Genomic DNA, 12,502 nt, shown 5'->3' with positions numbered 1-12,502 from the left:
GGTCGGCCCGCCGCCCCTCTCGCCGCGCCCGCACGGCTGACGTGCGGCGTCGTTCCACGACCAGCCTGGCCGGATCTGTCCGCTCGCTCGCAGTTCGTGGCGCGGACACCCCGGCGGTCGGGCAGAGTCGACAGGGGTGCCGACCGGTGCCAGGTGGTGGGGATCAGAGAGTCATGGCCGGGTCGGTGGGGGAAGGCCGGACCAGCGGGCCGCACGGAGTGGCGGAGCGGCTGCTGGCGCGCTGGTCCCGTCGTCTACTGGGTGGTCCCGGTCGGGCCCCCGCCGTGCTGCTGCTGGCCTCGGTGCTGGCCTTGAACAGCGCGGACACCGGGACGCTCGGCGCGGCCGCCGCCCAGTTGGAGGCGAGTCTCGGGATCAGCCACGCCCGGCTCGGCCTGCTCGCCACCGCGTCGTCGGGGGTCGGCGCGTTCGCCTCGGTGCCACTGGGCGTACTCGCGGACCGGAGCAACCGGGTCCGCCTGCTGGTGATCACGGTTGCGCTCTGGTCGGCCGCGATGGTTGCCGGCGGTCTCGCGCCCGGCTACTGGTGGCTGCTGGGGTCTCGACTGCTGCTCGGCGCCGCCGTGGCCGCGGCGGGCCCCGTGGTGGTCTCACTGACCGGCGACCTCATCCCACCGGGCGACCGGGCGGGAGTGCTCGGCTGGATCCTCACCGGCGAGATCGTCGGTGCCGGCGTCGGTCTGCTGGTCGGCGGCGAGCTCGCGGCGGCGTTGTCCTGGCGGGCGGCGTTCCTCCTGCTCGCGATCGCGAGCGGGGTCCTGGCGGTGGCGGTGTGGCGGCTGCTGCCCGAGCCGGCCCGTGGCGGCGCCGGCCAACTGCCCACCGAGCGGGGCGCGTCCGAGTCCGGACACCGGCCGGACGATTCACGGCAGCCGGTCGATCGGGCGCAGGCGGCGATCGCCGACCGGGGCGTCGCGCCGGCCCGCGGCCGGGTGGTCGGCGAGGATCCCAACCACTGGTCCCTGGGCCGGTCCGCCGTGTACCTGCTGTCGATCCCCACCAACCGACTGCTGATCGTGGCGTCGGCGCTGGGCTACTTCTTCTTCGCCGGCATGCGGACCTTCATCGTCGTCTTCGCGGTCCGTCACTTCGGCATCCCGCAGACGGCGCTCGGCGCCCTGGTGCCGGTGATCGGGGTGGCGGCGCTGGCCGGCGCGGTCCTCGCCGGCCGATTCACCGACCGGGCGCTGGCGCGGGGCCACACCGGCGTCCGGATTCTCGTCCCGGCGTTCGGCTATGTGGCTGCCGCGCTGCTCTTCGTGCCCGGGGTGTGGCTCACCTCGGCGCTCGCGGCACTACCGCTGATCGCGCTGGGGGCCGGTGCCCTGGCGGCGGCCAACCCGCCGCTGGACGCGGCCCGGCTGGACATCGTTCCCGGGCGGCTGTGGGGGCGGGCGGAGAGCCTGCGGACGGTGCTGCGGCTTGTCGCCGAGGCGGTCGCCCCGGCCATCTTCGGCTGGCTCGCCGATCAGCTCGGCGGGCCCGGTGGCCGTTCCAGCGGTACCGGCCTGCGGGACGCATTCCTGATCATGCTCGTGCCACTGGTCGCCAACGGTCTCATCCTGGTCGCCGGTCGGCGCGGCTACCCGGTCGACGTGGCCACGGCGGCCGCCTCCGACCAGCGGCGGACCGGTTGACCGGCTGACCGGCTGCCGCCCCTCCCTGGCCGTGCTCCGGCGGATTCGGTCGAAGGATTCGAGGCGAATTTGGGTAGTAGAGATGATCGAAATGCTTATGCTCTTTTTGCACGCTCCTGAGGTTATTTCGCTGCCCGCGGCGGCTTCCCGCAGCATCCACCGCTGGGTCACCGCACCCGCAGCATGTGGCGCGATGATTCGCCGCTGGGACAGCCGTCCCCGGTGGGCATTCGCCGTGCGGAGAACACGCCGCCAGCGGGCTCGCGCCACCGGCCCCGGACGGAGAGATGATGTCCCTGCTCGACAGCGTCAACCAGCCCGACGACCTCAAGCGGCTCACCGACGGCCAGCTCCGGCTGCTCGCGGAGGAAGTCCGAACGTTTTTGGTCGACACGGTGTGCCGACGCGGTGGCCACCTCGGTCCGAACCTCGGCATGGTCGAGTTGACCATCGCGCTGCACCGGGTCTTCCGTTCCCCGCACGACCGGATCATCTTCGACACCGGGCACCAGGCGTACGTCCACAAGCTGCTCACCGGCCGCCGGGACGGCTTCCTCGGGCTGCGCGCACCGGGCGGCCTGTCCGGCTACCCACGGCAGGCCGAGTCCCCCCACGACCTGGTGGAGAACTCGCACGCCTCCACCGCGCTGTCGTACGCGGACGGGTTGTCCCGGGCGTACGCGCTGGACGGCACCGACCGCGGGGTGGTCGCGGTCGTCGGCGACGGTGCCCTCACCGGGGGAATGGCCTGGGAGGCGCTGAACAACCTGGCGGTCTCGCCGGGCCGCGTGGTGATCGTGCTCAACGACAACGGCCGCTCGTACGCCCCGACCGTGGGCGGCGTGGCCACGCACCTGGCGGCGCTGCGCGCCCGGTCGGCCGCGCACGGGAAGGGGCCGGCGCCCGCCACCGCAGGCCCGGCCGGGGACATCTTCCGGGCCCTGCGCCTGGCCTACCTGGGTCCGATCGACGGACACGACATCACCCAGCTCGAACGGGCGCTGCACCAGGCCCGCCGGTCGGACCGGTCGATCGTGGTGCACTGCGTCACCCGCAAGGGCCACGGCCATCCGCCCGCGGAGGCTGACGACGCCGACCGGCTGCACGCGGTGGGGGTCGTCGACCCGCGAACCGGTCAGCCGGCCAGCGCGCCCGGTCGGACCTGGACCGACGCCTTCTCCGACGAACTCGTCGCCCTCGGCGGACGCCGCCCCGACCTGGTGGCGGTCTCCGCGGCCATGCTCGGCCCGACCGGGCTCACCGGTTTCGCGGCGCGCTACCCCGACCGGACCGTCGACGTCGGCATCGCCGAGCAGCACGCCGTCACCTCGGCGGCCGGGCTCGCCCTCGGCGGAAAGCATCCGGTGGTGGCCGTCTACGCCACCTTCCTCAACCGGGCCTTCGACCAGGTTCTGCTCGACGTGGCCCTGCACCGGCTGCCGGTCACCCTGGTGCTGGACCGGGCCGGGGTCACCGGCCCGGACGGACCGAGCCATCACGGCATGTGGGACCTGGCGGTGCTCGGCGCGGTCCCCGGACTGCGGGTGGCCGCGCCCAGGGACGAGTCGTCACTGCGGGAGCAACTGCGCGAAGCCGTGGACGACCAGCGGGGGCCCACCGTGCTGCGGTTCCCCAAGGCGCAGGTCGACCAGGACATCACCGCGCTGGACCGGGTCGGCGGGGTGGACATCCTGCGAGCCGCGCCGGCCGCACAGGTGCTGCTGGTCGCAGTGGGTGCGATGGCCGGGCCGGCGCTACGGGCGGCCGGGCTGCTGGCCGCCGCCGGCGTCGAGTGCACGGTGGTGGACCCCCGGTGGGTGCGGCCGGTCAACCCGGAACTGGTCGTGCTGGCCGCCGACCACGCCATGGTCGTGATCGTTGAGGACGGGGTACGCGACGGCGGGGTCGGGGCGGCCGTGGCCCGGACGCTCGCGGACGCGGGCGTCGGGACGCCGGCGCTGGGTCTCGGCCTGCCGACCGCCTTCATCCCGCACGGTGACCGGTCGGAGCTGCTCGCCGAGCACGGCCTAAACGGCCAGGGCATCTGCGCGGACGTGCTGCGCCGGCTGTCGCGGGTCGATCCCACGGGCCGGGAGGTACCGCGACGTACCCGGGCCGGTGCCCGCGTCCGACTGACCCCGTTGCCCGGCTGAGCAGCACCATCGGCCCGCGCCCCAGAGGAGGGAACTAGGATGAGTCGGACAATCGACGCCCCGGACGGGCGCCGGATCGAGCAGGTACGCGCGCAGGAGAACTTTCCGGTCGCGTTACGGATACTGCCTGCCCGGTACCGGCGCCACCTGCTGGCGTTGTACGGGTACGCCAGGTACGTCGACGACCTCGGTGACGAGCCGCCGGCAGCGGGGGTCGACCGGCTGGCCGCCCTGGACGACGTCGAGGCCGAGCTGACGGCCCTGTACGAGGGTCGGGCGGTGACCCACCCGGTGCTGCGTGCGCTTGCGCCCACCGTGGCCGAGTGCCGGCCGCCGCTGGACGCGTTCGTCCGGCTGATCGAGGCGAACCGGGTCGACCAGCGCATCACCCGGTACGCCACCTTCGCGGAGCTGGTCGACTACTGCACCCTGTCGGCCAATCCGGTGGGTCAACTGGTCCTGCACGTCTTCGGGCAGGCCACACCGACGACGCTCGCGCTGTCCGACCGGGTCTGCACCGCCTTGCAGATCGTCGAGCACCTGCAGGACGTGGCCGAGGACCACCGGCGCGGCCGGATCTACCTGCCGCGCGAAGACATGGACCGGTTCGGCGTCACCGAGGCCGACCTCGCCCGGCCCACGGCCGGCCGGCGGTTGCGGGAGCTGATCGGGTTCGAGGCGGAACGGGCGCGCGCCTGGCTCGACGCGGGCGCGCCGCTGGTGGCGGCGTTGCGCGGCTGGAGCCGGCTGGCGGTCAGCGGCTACCTCGCCGGCGGGCGGGCCACCCTCGACGCGCTGGCGGACGCCGACCACGACCCGCTCGGCGTCACCGTCCGTCCCGTCGGGCGGCGCGTCTTCACCCGGTGGCTGACCGCCACGGTCCGGAGCGCGGGGTGACCACGGCCACCGGCGTCGACGCCGCCTACCGGCACTGTGAACAGATCACCCGCACGCAGGCGGCCAACTTCTCGTACGGCATCCGCCTGTTGCCGCCGGCGAAGCGGCGGGCGCTCTCGGCCATCTACGCCACCGCCCGCCGCATTGATGACATCGGCGACGGGACGCTGCCTCCCGACGACAAGCTGGACCTGCTGGCGCAGATCCGCGAGGCGCTGCACCGGCTGCCCGGCAACGGCGGCGGGGACCCGGTGCTCAGCGCACTCGGCCACGCCGCGACCCGGATGCCGATCCCGCTGGCCGCCTTCGACGAGCTAATCGACGGGTGTGCCGCCGACGTGACCGGCCGCCGCTACGACAGCTTCGACGACCTGGTCTGGTACTGCCGGTGCGTGGCGGGCTCGGTCGGCCGGCTGTCCCTCGGCGTGTTCGGCGCCACCGACCCCGACCGGGCTGCACCCCTGGCCGACGCGCTGGGCGTGGCGCTCCAACTGACGAACATCCTGCGCGATCTCGTGGAGGACCGGGTCGCCGGCCGGATCTACCTGCCGGCTGAGGACCTGGACCGGTTCGGCTGCTCGCTGCGGTTGGCGGAGGCCGGCTTCGCCGATCCGCCCGAGCGGCTGGCCGGGTTGGTGCGCTTCCAGACGGCCCGGGCGGCCGGCTGGTACGACCAGGGCCTGCGGCTGCTGCCACTGCTGGACCGGCGCAGCGCGGCCTGCACGGCCGCGATGGCCGGCATCTACCGTCGTCTGCTCGCCCGGATCGCCGCCGACCCGCTGGCGGTCACCCGTAGCCGCGTTTCGCTGCCGGGGCGGGAGAAGGCCTGGGTGGCGGCGCGGGCCCTCGTGGGGCGTTCCGCATGACCGGGGCGGCGATCACGACACCGGTGACTGCTGCCGGCGGGGTCTGCGTGATCGGGGGTGGACTGGCCGGAATCGCCGCGGCGGTACGGCTGGCCGATCTCGGCCTGCCGGCGACGTTGCTGGAAAGCCGGCCGGAACTTGGCGGGGCGACCTACTCGCTGCGGCGTGACGGCCGGACGGTGGACACCGGTCAGCATGTCTTCCTGCGCTGCTACACCGCCTACCGCGGTCTGTTGGACCGGCTCGGCACCAGCGGCGACACCGACCTGCAACGGCGGTTCGCGGTGCCGGTGCTGCTCCCCGGGCGGGCCCCGCAGCTGCTGACCCGCCGTGGGCTGCCGGCTCCGGCGCACCTGCTACCCGCGCTGGCCGGCTACCGGCTGCTCAGCCCGGCGGAGCGGCTCGCCGCCGTCCGGGCCTGCGCCGCGCTGCGGTACGTAGATCCGGACCTGCCCGCCACCGACGGGCGCAGCTTCGGCGACTGGCTCGCCGATCACGGCCAGGGTGCCCGGGCGATCCGCCGGCTGTGGGACCTGATCACCGTGGCGGCGCTGAACCTGCCCTGCGCGCAGGCGTCGTTGGCGTTGGCCGCGCGGGTGTTCCGCACGGGTCTGCTCGACGCCGCGGACGCCGGTGACATCGGTCGCCCCCGCGTCCCGCTGGTCGATCTGCACGCCGTCGCGGCTCGGCGGTTGCTGGACCGGCTCGGCGCGCGGGTGCACATCCGATCCCGGGTCCGGTGGATCCGACCGGGACCGGCCGGGTTCCGGATCGGCCTGGACGGTACCGAGATCGAGGCCGGCGGCGTGGTGCTGGCCGTACCCCACCAGGCCGCGGCGGCGCTGATACCGCCCGCCGCCGCGCCCGCCGCCGCGCAGTGGCACAAGCTGGGCGCAGCGCCGATCGTCAACGTGCACCTGCGGTACGCCGCCCGGGTGACCGCGCTGTCCATGGCCGCCGCGGTGGAGTCCCCGGCCCAGTGGATCTTCGACCGCTCGGAGTCGGGAGCCGACGGGCAGCACCTGGTGGTTTCGCTGTCGGCGGCCGATGCGGAGATCGAGCGTCCGGCCGCCGAACTCGTCGCGGTGCAGCGCCGGGCGCTGGCCGACCTGTTTCCCGCCGCACGGCACACCCCGGTACGGGACGCATTCGTCACCCGAGAGCCGAAGGCCACCTTCCGCCAGGTGGCCGGCACCCGGGCGTACCGGCCCGGCTCGGCGACCCGGCTACCCGGGCTGGCCCTGGCCGGAGCTTGGACCGACACCGGCTGGCCGGACACGATGGAGGGCGCGGTGCGCAGCGGCCAGCAGGCCGCCGACATCGTCGCCCGTGACCTCGTTTCCCGGCCCCGACACCACACGGAGGCCGCACGATGACCATCGCACGCAGCCGTAGCGCTGACCAGATCCAGACCCATGTCGAGCCGGGCATCCGGGCGTTGCTGGACCGGCTGGACCCGGGGAACCGGCTGGTCGCCGGCTACCAGCTCGGCTACTGGGACGCCGACGGGTCCCCCGCCGACTGCCGGGGAAAGGGCCTGCGCCCGACCCTGGCGCTGCTCTCGGCCGGTGCCGCCGGCGCCACGCCCGAGGCCGGCGTGCCGGCGGCCGCCGCGGTCGAGCTGGCGCACAACTTCTCGCTGCTGCACGACGATGTGATGGACGGCGACACCGAGCGCCGCCACCGGCCGACGGCATGGACGGTGTTCGGGGTGGGAGCGGCCATCCTCGCCGGTGACGCACTGATCGGGCTGGCCCACGAGGCCCTCGCCGAGGCACCCGGGGGCGGCCCGGCGGCGCACCGCCTCGCCCTCGACGTTCGGGCCCTGGTCGCCGGGCAGGCCGCCGACCTGAGTTTCGAACGCCGCGACGATGTCACCCTCGGCGAGTGCCTGCAGATGGCCGGCGACAAGACCGCGGCATTGCTGGCCTGCTCGTGCGCCCTCGGGGCGATCCTGTGCGAGGGCTCGCCGGCCCTGGTCGACGGGCTGTCCCGCTTCGGGTGGCACCTGGGGCTGGCCTTTCAGCTTGTCGACGACCTGCTCGGCATCTGGGGGGACCCGCAGCGGACAGGGAAGCCGGTGGGTTCGGATCTCCGGGCCCGCAAGCGCAGCATTCCCGTCGTCCGGGCGGTGACCAGTGGAGACCCGAACGGCCGGAAACTGGCCGAGCTGTATCGGTCACCGGAGCCGCTGACCGATGACGAGGTGGCCCGGGCGAGCGCCCTGATCGAGGCGACCGGGGCCCGGGAGGGGACCGAGCGGCAGGCCGGGCAGGAGGTCGAGCGGGCGCGGGACGAGCTGGATGCCCTCGATCTGCCCGCGGAGGTCCGCGCGGAGTTCCTCGACATCGCCACCTTCATCACCGGACGGGACCACTGATGACCGAGTTGCTGTCCACGAAAACCACCGCCACCGACCCGGCGGCCACGACGCCGGGCGGGACCGGGCACGATCCGGCCGGGGAGGCACTGCGTCGTGCCCGCGACCACCTGCTGGGGCTTCAGGACCACGCCGGCTGGTGGAAGGGCGAGCTCGCCACGAACGTCACCATGGACGCCGAGGACCTGCTGCTGCGCCAGTTCCTGGGCATCCGGACCACCGAGCGGACCGCGGAGTCGGCGAGGTGGATCCGGTCCCAGCAGCGTCGGGACGGCTCCTGGGCCACCTTCCACGGCGGCCCGGGGGACCTCTCCACCACGGTGGAGGCCTACCTGGCGCTGCGGCTGGCCGGTGATCCGCCGGAGGCACCGCACCTGGCCGCCGCCGCCGGTTTCGTCCGCGAGCGCGGCGGGTTGGCCGCCACCCGGGTGTTCACCCGGTTCTGGCTGGCCTTGTTCGGCCACTGGCCCTGGTCCAGCCTGCCCGCCGTTCCGCCCGAGCTGGTGCTGCTGCCGTCCTGGATGCCGTTCAACATCTACGATTTCGCCTGCTGGGCCCGCCAGACCATCGTCCCGCTGTCCATCGTCCGTGCGGTGCGCCCGGTACGGGGCCTCGGCTTCTCCGTCGACGAGCTGCGTGCCGACTGGACGCCGCCGCGGGCGCCCCGGCTCCGGTCCCGGCCCGGCATTCTGCACCGGCTCGACCGCATCGCGGGCGGCTACGAGCGGATCGCCCGGGGACCGGTGCGCCGCCACGCGCTGCGCCGGGCCGCCGAGTGGATCGTGGCCCGCCAGGAGGCCGACGGATCCTGGGGCGGGATCCAGCCGCCCTGGGTCTATTCGCTGATGGCGTTGCACCTGCTCGGCTACCCGTTGGACCATCCCGTACTCCGGGCCGGCCTGGCCGGGCTTGAGCGGTTCACGGTGCGGGAGGAGACGCCGGAAGGCCCGGTCTGCCGGTTGGAGGCGTGCCAGTCGCCGGTCTGGGACACGGCGCTCGCCGTCACCGCGCTCAGCGACGCGGGGCTGCCGGCTGGGCATCCAGCGCTGGCCCGGGCCGGCGTGTGGCTGCTCGGCGAGGAGATCCGGGCCCGCGGTGACTGGTCGGTCCGCCGGCCGCGCACGCCGGCCGGCGGCTGGGCCTTCGAGTTCGACAACGACGGGTACGCCGACACCGACGACACGGCCGAGGTGATCATGGCGTTGCGGCGGGCTGGCGTACCGGCCGAGGCGGCCGTGCTGCGGGCCACCCGCTGGCTGCTCGGCATGCAGTGCCGCGACGGCGGTTGGGCTGCCTTCGACGCGGACAACACCCGGGCGATCCTCGGCGATCTGCCGTTCTGCGACTTCGGTGAGGTGATCGACCCGCCGAGCGCGGACGTCACCGCGCACGTCGTCGAAGCGCTGGCGAGGGAGAACTTCGCCGGCACCGTGCCGGTGCGCCGCGGGGTGGCGTGGCTGCTGCGGGCCCAGGAGCCGGACGGATCCTGGTTCGGCCGCTGGGGCGCCAACCACGTGTACGGCACCGGGGCGGTGGTGCCGGCCCTGGTGGCCGCCGGCGTGCCGACCGGACACCCGGCGATCCGCCGGGCCGTCGACTGGCTGTCGGCGCACCAGAACCCGGACGGCGGCTGGGGCGAGGACATGCGCTCCTACCGGGATCCGCACTGGATCGGGCGCGGCGAGTCCACCGCGTCACAGACCGCCTGGGCGCTGCTGGCGCTGCACGCCGCCGGGCACGGCGCCGGGGAACCGGCGGGCCGGGGGGTGCGCTGGCTGGTCACCACCCAGCGGCCGGACGGCGGCTGGGACGAGCCGCAGTACACCGGCACCGGGTTCCCCGGCGACTTCTACATCAACTACGGGCTGTACCGCTTGGTCTTCCCGATCAGCGCACTGGGCCGGATCCTGGGCGCGGCGACCGAAGGCGGGGCCACCGTCGACGCCGGAGCGGTGCGGTGAGCGAGCCGGGAACGCCCGGCCGCCCGACCTGGACCCTGTACGCGCCGATGCGGCTGGAGCTGTCGGCGTTGCGGCGTGGACTGACCGGCCTCGATCCGCGATGCCGGCCGGAGTTGCGCCGTACCGGCGTCGGAGCGCGCCGCGCCCGGTCGGTCGCAGCCGCCCGACCACCGAGTACGGCTCCGGTCGCGATCGCCGGTATCGCCGGCGGCCTGGCACCTGGGCTGACTCCGGGCGACGTCGTGGTGGCCACCGAGGTCCTCGCCGACGCGGATGCCGCCGGCGGGGCACCGGCCGAGATGCGGATGCCGGCCGCGGCCATGCTCGCTGCCGCGCTGCGTCGACGCGGGCTCCGGGTGCACCTCGGTCCGGTGTTGAGCACCGACCGGCTGGTCGACGGAGCGACCCGGGCCCGGCTGGCCGGGACCGGTGCACTGGTCGCCGACCTCGAATCGGCCTGGCTGCTGGCCGATCGCGCGGACCGGGCGTCGGCCTGTGTCCGGGTCGTCGCCGACATCGCTGCCGTTCCGCTGTACCGGATGGCCACGCTCCGTCGGGTCCGCGCTGCGCTGCGGGTGCTGCCGGCGGTGGCGGCGGCGCTGGCCGAGTGGGGGACCGTCGCCGGCAACATCGACGAGGTCCTGCTGGCCTCGCCCCGATCGTTCTGCGCCGGGGTGGAGCGGGCGATCGAGGCGGTGGAACAGGCGCTGTGCCGGCACGGCCCCCCGGTCTACGTCCGCAAGCAGATCGTCCACAACACCAGGGTCGTGGCCGACCTGCGAGCCCGTGGCGCGGTCTTCGTGGACGAACTCGACGAGGTCCCCGTCGGCGGGCTCACCGTCTTCTCCGCGCACGGCGTCTCGCCTGCGGTACGCCGGGAGGCGGTCGACCGACGGCTGCCGGTCATCGACGCGACCTGTCCGCTCGTGACGAAGGTGCACTCGGAGGCGCGCCGGTTCGCCGGCCGGGGCGACACGGTGCTGCTGATCGGCCACGCGGGCCACGAGGAAACCGAGGGCACCCTCGGTGAGGCGCCCGAGCGGATGCGCCTGGTGCCGGACCTGGCCGCGGCGGAGACGGTGCAGGTTGACGACCCGTCCCGGGTGTCTTACCTGGTGCAGACCACGCTTGCGGTGGACGAGGCGACGGGCATCGTCGACGCGCTGCGCCGACGCTTCCCGGCGCTGACGGGACCCGGTTCGGACGACATCTGCTACGCCACCACCAACCGGCAGCGGGCGGTCACCGAGGTCGCCGGCCGGTGCCCGGTCGTCCTGGTGGTCGGTTCCGCCAACTCCTCGAACTCGCGGCGCCTGGTCGAGGTGGCCGAACGAGCCGGCGCGCAGGCCCACCTCGTCGACGATGTGGGCTGCGTGGACCTGCGGTGGCTGGCGGGAGCCACCACGGTCGGGGTGACGGCCGGCGCCTCCGCGCCACCGGCGCTGGTCGACGAGGTCGTCGCCGCCCTCACCGCGCTGGGCGCCAGGGAGGTGAGCGAACACACCGAAGTCGTGGAAGACGTCAGTTTCACCCTGCCCAAGGAGGTACGTCAGCCGTGAGTATGCCGCTGCGCCAGAGCCTGCGGGTCGCAAGGTACCTGGCTGGACAGAAGATGCGCCGGCGGAAGCGGTTCGCGCTGCTGCTCGAGTTGGAGCCGCTGTTCGCCTGCAACCTGAAGTGCGCCGGCTGCGGCAAGATCCAACAGCCGGCCGATCTGCTCAAACGCCGGATGCCTGTGGATCAGGCACTGGCGGCGGTGGAGGAGTGCGGGGCGCCGATGGTTTCCATCGCCGGTGGGGAACCGCTGATGCATCCCGAGATCGACACCCTGGTCACCGAACTCGTCCGGCGCAAGAGGTACGTCTTCCTCTGCACCAACGCCGTACTGCTGCCAAAGAAGATCGACAAGTTCCGGCCGTCGCCGTACTTCGCCTTCACCGTCCACATCGACGGCCTGCGGGAGCGGCACGACGCGTCGGTGTGCAAGGACGGCGTCTTCGACGAGGCGGTCGCGGCGGTCCGGGAGGCCCAGCGGCGCGGGTTCCGGGTCACCACCAACACCACCTTCTTCAACACCGACACCCCGCAGACGGTGATCGAGGTGCTCGACTACCTCAACGACGACCTTCGGGTGGACGAGATGATGCTCTCGCCGGCGTACGCCTACGAGAAGGCGCCGGACCAGGACCATTTCCTGGGCGTCACCGAGACCCGGGAGCTGTTCCGCAAGGCGTTCGCCGGGGGCCGCCGGGAGCGGTGGCGGCTCAACCACTCGCCGCTGTTCCTGGACTTCCTCGAGGGGCGGGTGGACTTCCCCTGCACCGCGTGGGCGATCCCCTCGTACTCGCTGCTCGGCTGGCAGCGGCCCTGCTATCTGATGGCGGACGGATACGCGACCAGCTACCAGGAACTGCTGGACTCCACCGACTGGGACAGCTACGGCCGGGAACGCGACCCGCGCTGCGCGAACTGCATGGCGCACTGTGGCTACGAGCCGACCGCCGTGCTGGCCACGATGGCCTCGCTGCGCGAGTCCCTGCGCGCGATGCGGTCCGCGTGAGCCGCGCCGACGGGTCGGCCGGGGGAT

The 12,502-nt window shown here is 73.9% G+C and carries 9 protein-coding genes and 1 pseudogene; all 10 read left to right on the top strand.

What is annotated here, in order from left to right:
* Positions 1 to 173 precede the first annotated feature (173 nt).
* Positions 174 to 1,658 carry an MFS transporter gene (locus tag ACL02O_RS06535; protein WP_412817048.1) on the top strand — a complete coding sequence of 495 codons (1,485 nt, stop codon included), beginning with the start codon at positions 174 to 176 and terminating at the stop codon, positions 1,656 to 1,658.
* Between the two features lie 290 nt (positions 1,659 to 1,948).
* On the top strand, positions 1,949 to 3,811 hold the full coding sequence (locus tag ACL02O_RS06530; RefSeq protein ID WP_412817047.1) for a 1-deoxy-D-xylulose-5-phosphate synthase: 1,863 nt from the start codon (positions 1,949 to 1,951) through the stop codon (positions 3,809 to 3,811).
* A 39-nt stretch (positions 3,812 to 3,850) separates the two neighbouring features.
* The gene (hpnC, locus tag ACL02O_RS06525) at positions 3,851 to 4,708 is read left to right on the top strand and encodes a squalene synthase HpnC (RefSeq protein ID WP_412817046.1); all 858 of its coding nucleotides are present in this window, start codon (positions 3,851 to 3,853) and stop codon (positions 4,706 to 4,708) included.
* Positions 4,705 to 5,574, top strand: coding sequence for a presqualene diphosphate synthase HpnD (gene hpnD / locus ACL02O_RS06520; protein WP_412817045.1), 870 nt, complete (start codon positions 4,705 to 4,707; stop codon positions 5,572 to 5,574). Before hpnC ends, hpnD begins: the two co-directional genes overlap by 4 nt.
* A 23-nt stretch (positions 5,575 to 5,597) precedes the next feature.
* Positions 5,598 to 6,950 (top strand): hydroxysqualene dehydroxylase HpnE, encoded by a 1,353-nt coding sequence (gene hpnE / locus ACL02O_RS06515; RefSeq protein WP_412817044.1) that lies wholly within the window; start codon positions 5,598 to 5,600, stop codon positions 6,948 to 6,950.
* Entirely contained in the window at positions 6,947 to 7,954 is a 1,008-nt protein-coding gene (locus ACL02O_RS06510; RefSeq protein WP_412817043.1) for a polyprenyl synthetase family protein, read from the top strand. The genes hpnE and ACL02O_RS06510 overlap by 4 nt, the downstream gene beginning before the upstream one ends.
* Positions 7,954 to 9,915: a squalene--hopene cyclase gene (shc, locus tag ACL02O_RS06505; protein ID WP_412817042.1), complete on the top strand. Its 1,962-nt coding sequence runs from the start codon at positions 7,954 to 7,956 to the stop codon at positions 9,913 to 9,915. The genes ACL02O_RS06510 and shc overlap by 1 nt, the downstream gene beginning before the upstream one ends.
* A 47-nt stretch (positions 9,916 to 9,962) precedes the next feature.
* Positions 9,963 to 10,433 (top strand): annotated as a pseudogene (locus ACL02O_RS06500) (phosphorylase family protein); the annotation flags it as partial.
* Between the two features lie 21 nt (positions 10,434 to 10,454).
* Positions 10,455 to 11,474: a 4-hydroxy-3-methylbut-2-enyl diphosphate reductase gene (gene ispH, locus ACL02O_RS06495; RefSeq protein WP_412817137.1), complete on the top strand. Its 1,020-nt coding sequence runs from the start codon at positions 10,455 to 10,457 to the stop codon at positions 11,472 to 11,474.
* Positions 11,475 to 11,476: 2 nt separating this feature from the next.
* A complete protein-coding gene (gene hpnH / locus ACL02O_RS06490) occupies positions 11,477 to 12,475 on the top strand; it encodes an adenosyl-hopene transferase HpnH (protein WP_412817136.1) in 999 nt (332 codons plus the stop codon).
* Positions 12,476 to 12,502 lie beyond the last annotated feature (27 nt).

Origin of the sequence: Micromonospora mangrovicola (assembly GCF_047200535.1) — a bacterium.
Taxonomy (GTDB): Bacteria; Actinomycetota; Actinomycetes; order Mycobacteriales; family Micromonosporaceae; genus Micromonospora.
The sequence above is the reverse complement of the archived record's forward strand: the minus strand, read 5'-3'. Positions and strand labels throughout refer to the sequence as shown.